General features: G+C 65.2%; 17 protein-coding genes, 4 tRNA genes and 2 riboswitches. Of the genes, 8 read left to right on the top strand and 13 right to left on the bottom strand.

The genetic code is table 11. From position 1 onward, the window contains the following. Positions 1–21: 21 nt before the first annotated feature. Genes IPM73_06880 through IPM73_06865 form a run of 4 tightly spaced genes read right to left on the bottom strand, consistent with a single transcriptional unit; the run spans position 22 to position 3360 of the window. The gene (locus tag IPM73_06880; GenBank protein MBK8917761.1) at positions 22–1224 is read right to left on the bottom strand and encodes a tryptophan--tRNA ligase; all 1203 of its coding nucleotides are present in this window, start codon (positions 1222–1224) and stop codon (positions 22–24) included. A 6-nt stretch (positions 1225–1230) separates the two neighbouring features. Then, a complete protein-coding gene (locus IPM73_06875; protein ID MBK8917760.1) occupies positions 1231–1881 on the bottom strand; it encodes a site-2 protease family protein in 651 nt (216 codons plus the stop codon). After that, positions 1881–2510 carry a threonylcarbamoyl-AMP synthase gene (locus tag IPM73_06870; GenBank protein ID MBK8917759.1) on the bottom strand — a complete coding sequence of 210 codons (630 nt, stop codon included), beginning with the start codon at positions 2508–2510 and terminating at the stop codon, positions 1881–1883. Before IPM73_06870 ends, IPM73_06875 begins: the two co-directional genes overlap by 1 nt. A 10-nt stretch (positions 2511–2520) precedes the next feature. Further along, entirely contained in the window at positions 2521–3360 is an 840-nt protein-coding gene (locus IPM73_06865; GenBank protein ID MBK8917758.1) for a PHP domain-containing protein, read from the bottom strand. Positions 3361–3486: 126 nt separating this feature from the next. Then, a riboswitch (glycine riboswitch) is annotated at positions 3487–3574 on the top strand. A gap of 19 nt (positions 3575–3593) precedes the next feature. Beyond that, a riboswitch (glycine riboswitch) is annotated at positions 3594–3680 on the top strand. A gap of 67 nt (positions 3681–3747) precedes the next feature. On the opposite strand from IPM73_06865, the gene gcvT reads away from it, so the two are divergent. The 8 genes from gcvT to IPM73_06825 all read left to right on the top strand — a co-directional run bounded on the left by gcvT (position 3748) and on the right by IPM73_06825 (position 10886). Next, positions 3748–4827 carry a glycine cleavage system aminomethyltransferase GcvT gene (gene gcvT / locus IPM73_06860; protein ID MBK8917757.1) on the top strand — a complete coding sequence of 360 codons (1080 nt, stop codon included), beginning with the start codon at positions 3748–3750 and terminating at the stop codon, positions 4825–4827. Between the two features lie 43 nt (positions 4828–4870). After that, on the top strand, positions 4871–5212 hold the full coding sequence (locus tag IPM73_06855) for a type II toxin-antitoxin system Phd/YefM family antitoxin (protein MBK8917756.1): 342 nt from the start codon (positions 4871–4873) through the stop codon (positions 5210–5212). Continuing rightward, a complete protein-coding gene (locus IPM73_06850; GenBank protein ID MBK8917755.1) occupies positions 5212–5607 on the top strand; it encodes a type II toxin-antitoxin system VapC family toxin in 396 nt (131 codons plus the stop codon). The genes IPM73_06855 and IPM73_06850 overlap by 1 nt, the downstream gene beginning before the upstream one ends. 20 nt (positions 5608–5627) lie before the next feature. Beyond that, positions 5628–6014, top strand: a complete 387-nt coding sequence (gene gcvH, locus IPM73_06845; protein MBK8917754.1) for a glycine cleavage system protein GcvH — start codon at positions 5628–5630, stop codon at positions 6012–6014. A gap of 13 nt (positions 6015–6027) precedes the next feature. After that, the gene (gene gcvP / locus IPM73_06840; GenBank protein MBK8917753.1) at positions 6028–8907 is read left to right on the top strand and encodes an aminomethyl-transferring glycine dehydrogenase; all 2880 of its coding nucleotides are present in this window, start codon (positions 6028–6030) and stop codon (positions 8905–8907) included. 220 nt (positions 8908–9127) lie between these two features. Continuing rightward, positions 9128–10210 (top strand): hypothetical protein, encoded by a 1083-nt coding sequence (locus IPM73_06835; protein MBK8917752.1) that lies wholly within the window; start codon positions 9128–9130, stop codon positions 10208–10210. Positions 10211–10275: 65 nt separating this feature from the next. Next, positions 10276–10473, top strand: coding sequence for a hypothetical protein (locus IPM73_06830; protein ID MBK8917751.1), 198 nt, complete (start codon positions 10276–10278; stop codon positions 10471–10473). A gap of 23 nt (positions 10474–10496) precedes the next feature. Beyond that, on the top strand, positions 10497–10886 hold the full coding sequence (locus IPM73_06825; GenBank protein ID MBK8917750.1) for a hypothetical protein: 390 nt from the start codon (positions 10497–10499) through the stop codon (positions 10884–10886). Here the strand turns inward: IPM73_06825 and IPM73_06820 are convergent. The 9 genes from IPM73_06820 to IPM73_06780 all read right to left on the bottom strand — a co-directional run bounded on the left by IPM73_06820 (position 10851) and on the right by IPM73_06780 (position 15971). Further along, positions 10851–11891 (bottom strand): DnaJ domain-containing protein, encoded by a 1041-nt coding sequence (locus tag IPM73_06820; protein MBK8917749.1) that lies wholly within the window; start codon positions 11889–11891, stop codon positions 10851–10853. The two genes, IPM73_06825 and IPM73_06820, sit on opposite strands and share 36 nt — an antisense overlap. Positions 11892–11973: 82 nt before the next feature. Beyond that, a complete protein-coding gene (locus IPM73_06815) occupies positions 11974–12411 on the bottom strand; it encodes a DUF1178 family protein (protein MBK8917748.1) in 438 nt (145 codons plus the stop codon). A gap of 12 nt (positions 12412–12423) precedes the next feature. Continuing rightward, positions 12424–12508 (bottom strand) — tRNA-Leu (locus IPM73_06810). Between the two features lie 64 nt (positions 12509–12572). After that, positions 12573–12648, bottom strand: a tRNA-Gly gene (locus IPM73_06805). A 7-nt stretch (positions 12649–12655) separates the two neighbouring features. After that, positions 12656–12729 (bottom strand) — tRNA-Cys (locus IPM73_06800). A gap of 61 nt (positions 12730–12790) precedes the next feature. After that, positions 12791–12866: transfer RNA gene (locus tag IPM73_06795), tRNA-Gly, on the bottom strand. Between the two features lie 40 nt (positions 12867–12906). Then, positions 12907–13488: a CDP-diacylglycerol--glycerol-3-phosphate 3-phosphatidyltransferase gene (gene pgsA / locus IPM73_06790; GenBank protein ID MBK8917747.1), complete on the bottom strand. Its 582-nt coding sequence runs from the start codon at positions 13486–13488 to the stop codon at positions 12907–12909. A 3-nt stretch (positions 13489–13491) separates the two neighbouring features. Then, on the bottom strand, positions 13492–15324 hold the full coding sequence (uvrC, locus tag IPM73_06785) for an excinuclease ABC subunit UvrC (GenBank protein MBK8917746.1): 1833 nt from the start codon (positions 15322–15324) through the stop codon (positions 13492–13494). Continuing rightward, complete coding sequence (locus IPM73_06780; GenBank protein ID MBK8917745.1) at positions 15321–15971, bottom strand: uracil-DNA glycosylase; 651 nt, start codon at positions 15969–15971, stop codon at positions 15321–15323. Before IPM73_06780 ends, uvrC begins: the two co-directional genes overlap by 4 nt. Positions 15972–15981 lie beyond the last annotated feature (10 nt).

Raw genomic sequence — 15981 nt, 5'->3', positions numbered from 1 at the left:
TGGCGCTCCCGCGGGGCGTCATCAGTTGTACCCGAGGCCCATGGCTTCGCGCACGTCGCGCATGGTGTCGCGGGCGAGTTCGCGGGCCTTGTCGCAGCCGTCGGCGATGATGTTGCGCACCAGGCTGGGGTCTTCCAGATAAAGGGCGGCCCGCTCGCGCATGGGCGCCTGTTCCCGCAGAATGCCGTCGATGACCGGCTGTTTGCAGTCCAGGCAGCCGATGCCGGCGCTGCGGCACCCTTCCTGCACCCAGGCCCGGCAATCGGCGTCGGAATAGACCTGATGCAGTTGCCAGACCGGGCACTTGGCCGGGTCGCCGGGATCGGTGCGCCGCACCCGGGCGGGGTCCGTGGGCATGCCGCGCACCTTCTTGCTCACCGACTCGGCGGACTCGCGCAGGGTGATGGTGTTGTTATAGGACTTGGACATCTTCTGTCCATCCAGGCCGGGCATGCGCGACGCTTCGGTGAGCAGGGCGCCGGGCTCGGCGAGGATCATCTTGCCCGTCCCTTCCAGATAGCCGAAGAGGCGCTCCCGGTCGATCACCGACAGGTGCTGCACCTCGTCGAGCAGGGCGTGGGCCTGCTCGATGGCGTCCTTTTCGCCCTTCTGCTGAAAGCGGGTGCGCAGTTCTTCATAGAGCCGCGCCTTCTTGCCCCCCAGCTTCTTGACCGCTTCCCGCGCCTTGTCCTCGAAACCCGGCTCGCGCCCGTAGAGGTGGTTGAAGCGGCGGGCGATCTCCCGCGAAAACTCGATATGGGGCACCTGATCCTCGCCCACCGGAACCTTGTCGGCGCGGTAGATGAGGATGTCGGCGGATTGCAGCAGCGGATAGCCCAGGAAGCCGTAGGTGGAGAGATCCTTGTTTTCCAGCTTTTCCTGCTGGTCCTTGTAGGTGGGAACCCGCTCCAGCCAGCCCAGGGGGGTCATCATGGAGAGCAGCAGGTGGAGTTCGGCGTGCTCCGGCACCCGGGACTGGATGAACAGGGTGGCCTGGTTGGGATCGACCCCGGCGGCCAGCCAGTCCACCACCATGTCCCAGGCCGCCTGCTCGATACCCTGGGGATTGTCGTAGTGGGTGGTCAGCGCGTGCCAGTCGGCAACGAAGAAAAGGCAGGGGTATTCATGCTGGAGGGTGACCCAGTTCTTGAGGACGCCGTGGTAATGGCCTAGATGGAGCGACCCGGTGGGGCGCATGCCGGAAAGAACACGTTCTGCGTACATGGCGAATCAGTACAGTCCAAAAAAAGCTTCGACAAGGAGGGCGAGCCCCCGCACGAAAGGATACATGACGGCACTCAGGATGCCGGTGAAGAGCAGGACCAGGAGGATGGGGAAGCCCCAGGGTTCGATGCGGGAGAATTTCCACGCCAGCCGGCCGGGCAGCAGGCTGACGGCGATGCGCCCACCGTCCAGGGGCGGCAGCGGCAACAGATTGAGCACCATCAGGACGCAATTGACGACGATGCCGATCTTGCCCATTTCGGTCATGGGCACGGTAAAAACGTTGGTAGGCAGCAGCCAGGCGAGCTTGACCAGGAATCCCCAGGCGAAGGCCATGGCGAGGTTGGCGAGGGGCCCGGCGGCGGCAACCCAGAGCATGTCCTGCTTGGGTTTGCGCAGGCGGCCGAAATCCACCGGCACGGGCTTGGCGTAGCCGAAAAGCATACCGCCACCGGAAAACAACAGGATGACCGCCGGAATGACGATGGTGCCCAGAGGATCGATGTGGCGCAAGGGGTTGAGGCTGATGCGCCCCGCCAGCCAGGCCGTGGGGTCGCCAAAATGCCGCGCTGCGTAACCGTGCGCCGCCTCGTGCAGCGTGATGGCAAAGATGACCGGCAGAGCGGCGATGGCGAGGGTCTGTATCAGGCCTTCCATCATGCGCTGAACCCAAAGGCGGCGATGGAACCCCGGCCTGCGCGCACCAGGACCGGCGCCGTCCCCGTGAGGTCGATGACGGTGGTCGGTGACGTGCCGCAGTGGCCACCGTCGAGGATCAGATCGACGGTACCGTCGAGGCGGTCGCGGATTTCCCAGCCTTCGGTCATGGGTTCCTCGTCTCCCGGCAGCAGGAGCGTGGACGTGAGCAGCGGTTCGTCGAGTTCCTGCAGCAGCGCCAGGGCGACGGGATGATCGGGCACCCGCAGGCCGATGGTCTTGCGCTTGGGGTGCAATACCCGCCGCGGCAACTCCTTGGTGCCTTCCAGGATGAAGGTGTAGCTCCCCGGCGTCGTGGCCTTGAGCAGGCGGTACTGGACGTTATCCACCCGGGCGTATTGGGCGATTTCCGAGAGGTCACGCACCATCAGGGTCAGATGATGGCGATCGTCCACCGCGCGGATTTCGCGGATGCGATCCACCGCCGCCTTGTCCCCCAGATGGCAGCCCAGGGCGTAGCAGGAATCGGTGGGTATGACCACCAGCCCCCCGTCACGCACGATCTCCGCCGCCCGGGCCAGAAGGCGCGGCTGAGGGTTTTCCGGGTGGATCGCCAGATATTGCGTCATGGCCTCGGATTCAGCGGAGCAGGCGCCATACCGGCTTCAGATCCTCCGGCAGCCCCGGGAGGCGCCCCAGATCGACGTAGCTTTCCTGAGGCCCGTGGAAATCGGAACCCCGCGAGGCATGGAAGCCAAAATGCCGCGCCAGCCGCGCAAAGTGCAGGACGTGGTCCGGAGTATGGCTGCCGCACACCACCTCGATCCCCTGGCCGCCGTGCTCGCGGAACTCACCGAGGAAGCGGCGCAGGACCGGCGCGGAAACCTTGTAGCGACCGGGATGAGCGACGACGGCGATGCCGCCGGCGGCGCCAATCCAGCCGATCGCCTCGTCCAGGGTCGCCCAGCGGTGATCCACGTACCCCGGTTTTCCGGGAACCAGATAGTGCTGAAACACGCCCTGCACATCCCGGGCCGCCCCCGCTTCAACCAGGAAGCGGGCAAAATGGGCCCGGGAAATGAGCCCCGGATTGGCCGCATAGCGCAAGGCCCCCTCGAAGGCGCCGGAGATGCCGCTGGCCGCAAGGGCCTCGCCCATGCGCCGCGCCCGGGCGATGCGCCCTTCGCGCAAGCCCTCCAGGCCCGCTACCAGGGCGGGGGCCTGGGGGTCGAATCCCAAACCGACGACGTGGATGGGGGTGCCGCTCCATTCGATAGAAATTTCGACCCCGGAAACGAAGGCCATGCCCAGTTCAGCCGCAACCGTGGCGGCTTCGGCCATACCGCCGATGTCGTCGTGATCCGTGAGCGCCCAGAGGTCGACCCCGTTGGCCGACGCCCGTCGCGCCAGTTCCGTCGGCGCCAGAAGGCCGTCGGAGACGAGGGAATGGCAATGCAGATCGAAATTGACGGGCGACATGGGCGAGTTCCGGCGAATCGAACAGTCTACCATGGCAGCGCGACGCGCCCGGACCCCAGGCGTCGCTTCTCTGCAAGCCCGCCCTAGCCGCCTTCTTGCCAGCCCAGCAGGCATGGGCTAGAGTTCGCCCGTTCCGTGGGAGAGCGCAGATCCATCTGCCGCCGAAGGCGCAAACCACCCGCAAACGCTCAGGCCAAAGGACCACGGAATCAAGCCCATGAGAAGTCTCGTCGGGCTTGAACTCTGGAGAGTGGCGCCCGCCTGGCGAGGCGCCCACCGATGGGGCAAATCTCTCAGGTATCGAGGACAGAGGGGTGAAACGTTCACTCGTTTCACCCCTTTTCCGTTTCTCGAAGCGGCTTTAACTAAAGCCAGCAAAGGATTGATATGCTGAAGAAAACAGTGCTCAACGAAACCCATCGCGCAATGGGCGCCCGCATGGTGGATTTCGGCGGCTGGGACATGCCCGTCAATTACGGCTCCCAGATCGAGGAGCACCACGCCGTGCGCCGCGATTGCGGCATGTTCGACGTCTGCCACATGTGCCCCGTCGATCTGGTCGGCCCCGACGTCCGCCCCTTCCTGTCCAAACTGGTCGCCAACGACGTGGCCAAGCTCGGGATTTCCGGCAAGGCGCTCTATTCCTGCATGCTCAACGACGTAGGCGGCGTAGTGGACGACCTCATCATCTACTTCCTGACCGACGAGCGCTTCCGCCTCGTGGTCAACGCCGGCACCGCCGACAAGGACATCGCCTGGATGCAGGCCCGCTTGGCCGACTGGGGCATGAAGCTGACCATCACCCCCCGCCGGGATCTGGCCATGATCGCCGTCCAGGGCCCCAACGCCCGCGCCAAAGTGTGGCAGGTGCTGCCACCGACCCAGGCCGCCAGCGAAGGCCTGAAGCCCTTCTTCGCCGCCGAGGCCGGCGAATACTTCGTCGCCCGCACCGGCTACACCGGCGAGGACGGCTTCGAGATCATGCTGCCGGCCGGCGAAGCCGCCACCGCGTGGAACGCGCTGGCTTCCGCGGGTGTCGCCCCCTGCGGCCTCGGTGCCCGCGACACCCTGCGCCTGGAAGCCGGCATGAACCTCTACGGCCAGGACATGGACGAGAACGTTTCCCCCCTCGACGCCGGCCTGGCCTGGACCGTCGCCCTCGACGACGACCGCGACTTCGTCGGCAAGGCGGCGCTGACCATCAACGGCAGCCGCGCCCAGTTCCTGGGGCTCGTCCTGCTCGACAAGGGCGTCCTGCGCAGCCACCAGAAGGTGTTCACCGACTACGGCAGCGGCGAGATCACCAGCGGCAGTTTCTCCCCCACCCTGCAGCAGTCCATTGCCCTGGCCCGCCTTCCCCTGGGCGTGCCCGTGGGCGAGATCGTGGAGGTCGAAATCCGCGACAAGCGCCTCAAGGCCAAGGTCGTCAAACCCCCCTTCGCCCGCAACGGCAAGGGCCTGCTCTGAGATCAGAAATGTCCATTTATTACGTCTATACTGGACACAATAAATGGACATCACGGAGCCGACCATGAACTGGAACGTCGCCCAAGCCAAGCAGCACCTCTCCGAGGTCATCCGCGCCGCGGCCAACGAGCCGCAGGTCATCTACAAGCACAACCAGCCGGTGGCGGCGGTGATCGCAGCCGGGGAGCTGGCGGCGTATCGGGCGTGGAAGGCCAAGAACCAGCCCCGCCAGACCCTCTTCGACGCCTTCGCGGAACTGCGCCAGATCATGGCGGAAGAAGGCCTCGACGGCCTTGAAATTCCGCCCCGGACCACCCGCCCCAACGCCTTCGTGCAGATGCTCGAAGAGGAGGGGCTGCTCTCCCGCCCGGATGAGAACCCATGATCCGTTTTCTGCTCGACACCAACGTGGTGAGCGAACTGGCCCGCCCCCGTCCCAATCCGGGGCTGAGCGCCTGGCTGGTCGAGGAGGACGAATGCGGGATCTCGGCCGTTACGGTCGAAGAAATTCGCTACGGACTGACCCGCGGGCCGCACCTCCGCGTCATCAGCTTCATGGAAAGCTATCTGGCCTCCGCCACCACACTGCCGGTCACAGAGCAAATTGCCCATCGTTCGGGCACCCTGCGCGGCGAATTCGCCCGACGCGGCATCGTTCGCGCCCAGCCCGACATGTTCATCGCCGCCACCGCCCAGGCCCACGGACTCACCCTGGTTACCCGCAACACCCGCGATTTCGAGGGCTGCGGCATCGCCCTTCTCAACCCCTTTACCGAATGACTGTCCCCGGAGAACCCCCCATGTCCAACGTCCCCGCCAACCTCAAGTACACCAATTCCCATGAATGGCTGCGCCTGGAAGCCGATGGCACCGTCACCGTCGGCATCACCGACCACGCCCAGGAAGCCCTCGGTGACCTGGTCTTTGTCGAGTTGCCGGAAGTTGGCACCCATTACGACGCCGAAAAGGAACTGGCCGTGGTCGAATCCGTCAAGGCCGCCGCCGACGTCTATGCCCCCATCGCCGGCACCATCACCGCCGTGAACCAGGACGCCGTCGACGCCCCGGAAAGCGTCAACCAGAACGCCTACGCCGCCTGGCTGTTCCGGATGACGCCGGACAATGCCGCCGACCTGGAAAAGCTCCTCGACGCCGCCGCCTATCAGGCCGTGGCCGACGCCGCCTGAGCGAGCCCTGCCCATGCCCTACAGCCAGCCCCTTTCCGCCCTGGAGCAGAGAGATGAATTCATCGGCCGCCACATCGGCCCCTGCGCCGCTGAAATGGCCGCCATGCTGGGCGACCTGGGCGTCGAACATCTGGATGCCTTGATCGAACAGACCGTCCCCGCAGTCATTCGCCTGCCCGCCGACCTCCGCCTTCCGGCGCCGCAACGGGAACACGAGGCTCTCGCCGCCCTCAAGGCCATTGCGCGCCGCAACCGGGTAAACCGTTCCCTGATCGGCATGGGCTACTACGACACCCTGACGCCCAAGGTCATCCTGCGCAACGTCCTCGAGAACCCGGGCTGGTACACCGCTTACACGCCCTATCAGGCCGAAATCGCCCAGGGCCGGCTGGAGGCGCTGCTCAACTTCCAGCAGATGGTCGTGGACCTCACCGGCCTGGAACTGGCCAACGCGTCTCTCCTCGACGAAGCCACCGCCGCCGCCGAAGCCATGACCATGGCCCGGCGCGTCTCCAGGAGCCAGTCCAACCGCTTCTTCGTCGATGCCGACTGTTTCCCCCAGACCATCGACGTGGTCAAGACCCGCGCCACCTACTTCGGCTTCGAGCTGGTCATCAAGCCGGCCGCCGACGCCGCCGAGGAAGAGTGCTTCGGCGCCCTGCTCCAGTACCCCAACGAAAAGGGTGAAGTCAGCGATCTGACGCCCCTGGTCGCCGCCCTCAAGGCCAGGGGAGCCACCGTGGCCGTGGCCAGCGACCTCATGGCCCTGGTGTTGCTCAAATCGCCCGGTTCCCTGGGTGCCGACATTGCCTTCGGCTCCAGTCAGCGCTTCGGCGTGCCCATGGGCTTCGGCGGACCCCACGCCGCCTTTTTCGCCACCCGGGCGGCCAATGTGCGCGCCATGCCTGGCCGCATCATCGGCGTTTCCAAGGACGCCCGCGGCAAGACCGCCCTGCGCATGACCCTGCAAACCCGCGAGCAACACATTCGCCGCGAAAAGGCCAATTCCAACATCTGCACCTCGCAAGTCCTGCTGGCCAACATGGCTGGCCTGTACGCCGTGTATCACGGCCCGGAAGGACTCAAGACCATCGCCAGCCGCATCCACCGTCTGGCGGCCATCTTTGCCGAAGGCATACGCCGCGCCGGACTGCCGGTCCTGACGCGATATTTCTTCGACACCCTGCACCTCGAACTGGGCGCCCGGGCCGAAACCATCTGCCGCAATGCCCAGGCGGCCGGCTACAACCTGCGCCGGGTATCCACCGGCGTCCTCGGCGTCTCCTTTGACGAAACGACGACGCGCGAGGACGTGGCTGCCCTGTTCAAGGTCATCTGTCAGGTAACCCTGGATATCGAGGCCCTCGACGCCCAAATGGCGGGGAGCGACCCCAGCCTGCCACCCACGCTGTTGCGCCAGGACTCCATCCTGCGGCACCCCGTGTTCAACACCCACCATACCGAGCACGAGATGCTGCGCTATCTCAAGTCCCTGCAGAACCGGGACTTGGCCCTGGACCACTCGATGATCTCCCTGGGCTCATGCACCATGAAGCTCAACGCCACCAGCGAGATGATCCCGGTGACCTGGCGGGAATTCGCCAACCTGCACCCCTTTGCCCCGCTCGACCAGGCCCAGGGTTACCTGCAAATGATCCGCGGCCTGGAGGACTGGCTGCGCACGCTCACCGGCTTCGACGCCATCTGCATGCAGCCCAACTCCGGCGCCCAGGGCGAGTATGCCGGCCTGGTGGCCATTGCCCGCTACCACGCCAGCCGCGGCGAGGGACACCGCAACATCTGTCTCATCCCCAAATCGGCCCACGGCACCAACCCGGCCACGGCCCAGATGTGCAATATGCAGGTGGTGGTGGTCGAGTGCGACGACAAGGGCAACGTGGACATCATCGACCTGCAGAACAAGGCCCAGCAGCATGCCGCCAAGCTGGCCTGCCTGATGATCACCTACCCGTCCACCCACGGGGTGTTCGAGGAAGACATCCGCGACATCTGCGCCCTGGTGCATTACCACGGCGGCCAGGTGTACATGGACGGCGCCAACCTCAATGCCCAGGTGGGGCTCACCGCCCCGGGCTATATCGGTGCCGACGTCAGCCACATGAACCTGCACAAGACCTTCGCCATTCCCCACGGAGGCGGCGGTCCCGGCATGGGGCCCATCGGACTCAAGGCCCATCTGGCGCCCTTCATGGCCAATCACGTCGTGCAACCGGTGGAGGGCCCCCAGGTTGGCCAGGGCGCAGTCAGCGCGGCCCCCTTCGGGTCGGCCTCCATCCTGCCCATTTCCTGGATGTACATCGCCATGCTGGGGGGAGAAGGACTCAAGAAGGCGACCCAGGTTGCCATCCTCAATGCCAATTACGTCGCGGAAAAACTCAAGGCCCACTACCCCGTGCTCTACGTCGGCAAGAACGGCCGTGTGGCCCACGAGTGCATCCTGGACATCCGTCCGATCAAGGCTGCCACGGGCATCGCCGAGATCGACATCGCCAAGCGCCTGATGGACTACGGTTTCCACGCACCCACCGTGAGCTTCCCCGTACCCGGAACCATCATGGTCGAACCGACCGAGTCGGAGTCCAAGGCGGAACTGGACCGCTTCATCGCCGCCCTGGTTGCCATCCGCGATGAGATTCGGCATATCGAGGCAGGCACCTGGCCGGCCGACGACAACCCGCTCAAGAACGCCCCGCACACGCAGGCCGACGTGGTCGATAGCGACTGGACGCACCCCTACAGCCGCCAGGAGGCCGTCTTTCCCCTACCCTGGGTGAAGGCCAACAAATTCTGGCCCAGCGTGAATCGCATCGACGATGTCTACGGCGACCGCAATCTCAACTGCGCCTGCCCGCCGCCGGCCGACTACGCCTGAGCAAGTACGCCCCATGATGCGCACCGCCCTCGCCGCCCTGATCCTGACGACGACCCTCGCCGTTGCAGCCCTCGCCGCTCCCGAGCAACTACCTTCCGGATCTCAGTATCTGGGGGAGGTACGCCGCGGCCCGGATGGGAAACTCCTTTCGGTTCCCAAACCCGCGGCCGAACCCGCCGCAGAAGGCGGGCCTGCGCCGGCGGCGTCGGCACCTGCCCGCGTGCTCCGGGTCGCGCCCGGAACCGCCCTGGCAACCATTCCCCAGGCCGCTCAGGCCGCCCAGGATGGCGATATCATCGAAATCCAGGCGGGCACCTACCGCGGCCAACCGGTCGTCTGGACCCAGAAGAAGCTCACCATCCGCGGCGTGGGCGGCCGGCCGGTGATGCTCGCCGATGGCACTCACGCCGAAGGCAAGGCTGCCTGGGTCATCCGCAACGGCGACATCGAAATCGAGAATATCGAATTCCGTGGAAACCGGGTTCCCGACGGCAACGGCGCCGGAATCCGCTTCGAGCGGGGACGACTGCGTCTGCGGGCCTGTGCGTTCTTCGACAACGAAATGGGGCTACTGACGACCAACCATCCGGAGGCCGTGCTGGAGATCTCCGATAGCGAATTTGGTGCCGCGCCTCGTCATGGAACTGTCCTGCACCACCTTCTCTACGTTGGAGGCATCGCCCGCTTTACCCTGACCGGCAGCCGGTTATCCGGGGGCTACCGCGGGCATCTCGTCAAGTCACGGGCCCGGGAAAACCATGTGAGCTACAACCTTCTGGTGGACGGCCCCGAGGGGCAAGCCTCCTACGAACTCGAATTCCCCAATGGCGGGGTCGCCTACGTCGTCGGCAACCTTATCGGACAGAGTGCCGGGACTGACAACATGACCCTCGTCGCCTATGGTGCCGAAGGCCCCCGCTGGCAGGACAATGCCCTCTATCTTGCCCACAATACACTGGTGAACGACCATCCCAACGCACGCTTCCTCCACGTCTGGACCGACAAGATCGGTGCGTCGACAGAGGTCTGGGTGCTCAACAACCTGACCGCCGGGACAGGCACCCTGGAACCTTTCGGCAGCGGACGCTTCGAGGGAAATGTCAGCGTTCCTCGGTCCAGCCTGATTCCTCTGGATGGCATCCCGGCCCGCTTGCCCGTTTCCTCCCCCCTGCGCGGAACCGTGCGTCCTCCGGGTGACGTCCGCGGACAGTCGCTCCTCCCCAGCGCCGAATTCAACCTTCCGGTCGGTTCGAAAGCGATTTCCCTCCCGGCGCGCCTGGCGCCGGGGGCGTTTCAGCAGTAGAGGCCGGCTGTGCAAATTCCAAGCAGGGTGTAAAGTAGAAGCGTCGCTTTCCCCAGGAGAACATCATGGCTGTCGATCGAGTCGCATCGTCCTCCGCTGCGGAACAAGCCTTCGCGCAGCGGGTTTCGGAAAACCAGCAGCTCCGCGCCGCCGAGCGGGAGGAAAAAGCCGCCGCACCCCGGGAACCGGAGGAGGACACTTCCCGCCCGGTCGTCAATGCCGAAGGTCAGACCACCGGGACGGTCATCAACGTCACGGCCTGAACGTTCTTCTGGACGAGACGCCCATGGCAGTCAGTCCTCTTTCTGGCCGGGCCAGCGCGACGAGCGACGCCTTCCAGCAGTTGCAGTCACAACAGGCAAGGCGCACCGCGGATCAGGCTGAGCAAGCCGCTCAGGAACTTCGGCGTCGCGCCGCAGGCGCGCAGCGGGTCGCCGACCAGGCCAATGAAAACGCCCGCAGTCTCCAGGTCCAATCCGATCAGGCAGACGGTGCCGCCGAAGTCGCCCGGCGGGGCCTGGCGGGCCAGGAGGTGTTTTCCCGCACCGCCGACCATCTCGCGGGAGTCTATGATCGCGTGGTCGAAGCCACCCGGGATTCCGCCGGGGCAAGTACCGTGGTCGTGACGACCGGTTCTGCCTCAACCCCCGGTACGCTGGTCGACACCACTGCCTGACAGGCGCCGCTGCCAGGCTGCAATCTCGGGCAGACACTCGGACAGCCGGACATCCAGGCCAGCCTGGGCCCTGGCGAGCAGGCTGCGCTGGGCGGAGGGAATTTCTTGCGGCACCACCGGCTCGAGGGTAACGACGAGGTCGCCGGCTGCCATACCAGGGCGCCCAGGGTAGCCCTTGCCGGAGAGAATGATCTGCCTTTCTTCGATTCCGCCCGCATCGACGCGCAGCGTCACTTGATCGTGCGGCAACGGGAGTGCGATGTCCCCACCCGCCAAAAGGGTGAGAATGCTCACCGGCAGCCGCAGGGAAAGGTTGCGCCCCACCAGTTCCAGCCAGGGGTGAGGGGTGATGCGAAGGCAAAGAAAGAGATCCCCCGGAGCAAGGCCTTCGCTTCCCGGCTCCCCCTGCCCGGCCAGCCTGAGTTCATCGTCGGGCAGCAGGCCTGGCGGTACCTGAACCTCCAGACGGACATCGGCGGTGTCCCGACCGCTTCCTTCGCAATCAGGGCAAATACGCTCGCTGAAGAATCCCCGCCCCTGGCATTGGCCACAGCGCTCCAGACCGCCCTTGCGGTTACGGACGCGGCCGCTGCCATGACAGGCCTCACAAAGGCGAGAGCGACTGATTCCCGCTTCGCCGCTCCCGTCACAGGTCGGACAGGGGTGCCCCCGGCGAACCAGGACTGCCTTTCTGCAGCCTGCCATACCCTCGGCGAGGCCAACTTCGAGCACCATGCGGATATCCGGCGCCCGCGGCATTTCAGGCGGGGCGGGCTCTGCCTGCTCCGGGGCAGGGTCGCCAGCACTCTCCTCATCGGTCGTTTCGGCTTCTGCCTGAAGTTCCTGGAGATCGTCGTAGGCGGCGCGAATGGCCTTGAAACGTTCCGTGGCTTCGGGCGCCGTATTGCGATCCGGATGCCAGGCCATGGCCAAGCGCCGATAGGCACGCTTGATTTCCTGCGGCGAGGCACCGGGGCTGAGTCCGAGAACGGTAAGGGAATCCATCAGGGCGGAAAGGGCAGAAGGGGGCCTATTTTACCCTGAGGCGACGGGCCTTCGCCGCCCGGAACGCCGCGCACGAACAGCTTCAGGAAAGCTTGCGCTTGCCGACGATGGGCAGACGGATAAGTTCTATGCCCTCGTCCCGCAAGGCATCGAATTCCTCATCCGTGGCACTGCCTCGGATACCCCGCTCCGGGGCTTCGCGGTAATGGATCTTGCGCGCTTCTTCGGCAAAGGCCGTGCCGACATCTTCTGTGGAAGCCATCAACGCACCCACCAATTGCCGGTAGAGCCCCATCGCCTGGGAATCCGCCGGCAGTGCTGCAACGCTCGTCATGGCGGCAGGCTCGGCCCGGGTCCCGGACGCCAACGCAACCGCGGACGGAACGCGCCGAACGGCCGGCGTATCGCAATGCGGGCAGCGGATCAGACCCTGATCCAGTTGGAAATCATAATCCTCGGGTCCGGAGAACCACCCTTCCATTCGGTGGTCGTTTTCACACAGCAAGTCGTAAATGATCATCGTGCATCAGACTGGTGCCCGGGAACGGACTTGAACCGTCAAGGATTGCTCCGGCGGATTTTAAGTCCGCTGTGTTTACCAATTTCACCACCCGGGCGGCGGGCGGATTATAGGTCCGGGGATATGAAAAAGGGAAAGCGGCCAGCGCTTTCCCTTCGTACTGGAGCGGCAGAAGAGTCTCGAACTCTCGACCTCAACCTTGGCAAGGTTGCGCTCTACCAACTGAGCTACTGCCGCGTATTCCTGGAGGCGCGAGCCGGAGTCGAACCGACCTACACGGATTTGCAATCCGGTGCATAACCGCTTTGCTATCGCGCCGTGTCGAAAAACTGTATCAGGTGCAACTAAAAGGGGAAAGCCATGCTTTCCCCGAAATTCTTGGAGCGGCAGAAGAGTCTCGAACTCTCGACCTCAACCTTGGCAAGGTTGCGCTCTACCAACTGAGCTACTGCCGCGTTGAACAGAGCCGGCATTATAGGCGCTGGCAGTGCGATGTCAAGGGAGGTCGCCGGCCCTGCTCGCAATCTCCGGCCAGGCTCGCCGCAGGTAGTAACCCATGGACCAGAGCGTCAACAGGGCGGCGACCCAGATCAACCAGGTGCCGAAGCGGTGAATATCGATGCCGTCGATCGGGGCGTGATACAGAAGCATGGGGATGGCAATCATTTGAGCCGTGGTCTTGATCTTGCCGATCATCGAGACCGCGACGCTCTTGCGTGCCCCGATGCTGGCCATCCATTCCCGCAGGGCAGAAATGGTGATCTCGCGGCCGATGATGATGCCGGCAACGATGGCGTCGGTCCGGTCAAGCTGCACCAGGATGATGAGGGCCGCCGCCACCATGAGCTTGTCCGCCACCGGATCCAGAAAAGCGCCAAAGGCCGAGGTCTGGTTGAGCTTGCGGGCGAGGTAGCCGTCCGCCCAGTCGGTCAGCGCCGCCGAAATGAAGATCAGGGTGGCGGCCAGGTTGCGTTCCTGCAGGGTCGCCCAGTCGACAGGCAGATAGTAGATCCCGATCAGCAGGGGAATGGCGACGATACGCAGCCAGGTTAGAAAGATGGGTAGGTTGAATGGCATGCGTCAGTGTAATGCAGCGTAGATTTTATCCGCCAGTTCCCGGCTGATTCCCGGCACTGCCGCCAACTGCTCGGGGCTGGCGGCGAGCACCCCTGGAAGCCCACCGAACTGCGCCACCAGGGCCTTGCGCCGGGCCGGCCCAATGCCGGGCAGGCTTTCCAGCTTGGAGGTATTGCGCGCCTTGCCCCTCCGGGCACGATGGCCGGTGATGGCAAAGCGGTGAGCTTCGTCGCGGATTTCCTGGATCAGATGCAGAGCCGGGTGTTCGGGCGGCAATTGTAGCGGCTCGCGGCCGTCCGGGAAAATCAGGGATTCCAGACCTGGCTTCCTACCCTCCCCCTTGGCCACGCCTATCATGGGCAGGTCGCCCAGCCCCAGGTCGGTCAGGGCTTCGTAGGCGACGCCCACCTGGCCCTTGCCGCCGTCGATGAGGATGAGGTCCGGTGCCGTCCCTTCCCCGGCCGCCACGCTGTCGTAGCGCCGGCTCACCGCCTGGCGCATGGCCGCGTAGTCGTCACCCGGCTGGATGTCGCGGATATTGAAGCGCCGGTAGTCGGCCTTCTTCATGCCGTTGCCCTGATAAACCACGCAGGAGGCCACGGTGGCCTCACCTTGGGTGTGACTGATGTCGAAGCATTCAATGCGGGCAACGGCCTCGGTGAGCCCCAGCGCCTCCTGCAGGGCAGCGAGGCGCTGCTCCTGCTGGGCCGCCGCCTGGTTGCGGGCGACGATGGCGAGCCGGGCGTTCTGCAGGGCCATGTCGACCCAGGTGCGATGGACCACCGACCGGGGTTCCAGCACGGGTACGGCCCGCCCGGCCAGTTCCGCCAGCACGGCTGCGGCGTCACTTCCCTCCTCCTCCGTCGGCGGTGGCGAGACGAAAACCCGCGCCGGCGCCGGATGGACGGCGTAATGCTGTTGCAGGAAGGCAGCTACCGCGTCCGCCGGGGTCGAATCCCCGGCGTTGGTCGGGAATTGCGGCCGGTCGCCCAGATGGCGTCCCCCGCGCACCATGGCCAGGTTGACGCACAACTGCCCGGCCTCCCGCAGGGCGACGACGATATCGACGTCCTCGCCCTTGGCGCTGGAGACGAACTGCTTTTCCTGCACCTGCCGCAGGGACTGAATCTGGTCCCGGTAGAGGGCAGCCATCTCGAAGGCCAACCGGGCCGACGCCTCCTCCATGGACTTGCTCAGTCGCTTGATGACCTCCTGCTGGCGGCCATGGAGGAACATGGCGGCCAGTTGCACGTCCCGAGCGTAGTCCTCGGCCGTGACATGACCGACGCAGGGCCCGCTGCAGCGGCGGATCTGAAAGAGAAGACAGGGCCGCGAGCGATTGGCGAAAACGCTGTCCTCGCAGGTGCGCAGGCGAAACATTTTCTGCAGGGTCTGCATGCCGTCGCGCACCGCCCAGGCCGACGGGTACGGCCCGAAATACTCGGCCTTGCGATCCGGGTTGCCGCGAAAGAAGCCCAGCCGAGGGAATTCGTCCCGGGTGAGGATGATGTAGGGGTAGGACTTGTCGTCGCGAAAAAGGATGTTGTAGCGCGGGTTCAGCGACTTGATGAGGTTGTTTTCCAGCAGCAGCGCTTCGGCCTCGGAACGGGTGGCCGTCGTCTCGACCTGGGCGATCTGGCTCACCATGTGGGCGATGCGCGGACTCGGCAGGTTTTCCCGGAAGTAGGACGACACCCGCTTTTTCAGGTTCTTGGCCTTGCCCACGTAGAGGACGTGGCCGCCGGCGTCGAGCATGCGGTAGACGCCCGGCAGTTCGGTCAGGCTGGACAGGAAGGCCTTGGCGTCGAAGGCGCTCGCCGGCTTGTCCGAACTCATGTGTCAAGGTAGCGGCGCACCCCGTCGAACACCGCCTCGAAGCTTTCCCGGGAAAGACGCCCGGTGCGCCAGTTGTAGCCGCTGCAATGGTAGCTGTCGAAAAGCCGCGGCCCACCCGACAGATCGTGCTGGACGTTGTGGGCGAAGACCCGCTCCCGGACTTTGAGTCCGTAGGCCCACAACACCGCCTGATGGGCGATGGCACCCAGGGCAACGATGGCCTTGAGCCGAGGCATGGCCGCCAGTTCGGCCTTGAGGTGGCCATTGCACTGGCGGATCTCCGGCGTCGTCGGCTTGTTGGCCGGCGGCAGGCAGCGCACGGCATTGGTGATGCGGCAGTCGGCGAGCGCCATGGCCGGATTGGCCCAGCCATGGGCACCCAGGGGCTCACCGACGCTGGCAAAGCCGAAGCGGTGCAGGGCCGGGTACAGCAATTCCCCGGCCACGTCGCCGGTAAACGGCCGGCCTGTGCGGTTGGCTCCCTTCTCCCCCGGCGCCAGGCCCACCACCAGCAGACGGGCGGAGAGCGCGCCGAAGGCCGGCACGGGCAGGCAATGCCATGCAGGGTCCCGCTGTCGCAGGATTTGCAGATGCCCGGCAAGGCGCGGACAGGCGGTACAGTCGCCAGGAGAGATGAATTCGGGCATGGCCAGGATG

Source organism: Betaproteobacteria bacterium, assembly GCA_016720065.1.
Taxonomy (GTDB): Bacteria; Pseudomonadota; Gammaproteobacteria; order Burkholderiales; family Rhodocyclaceae; genus SSSZ01.
The sequence above is the reverse complement of the archived record's forward strand: the minus strand, read 5'-3'. Positions and strand labels throughout refer to the sequence as shown.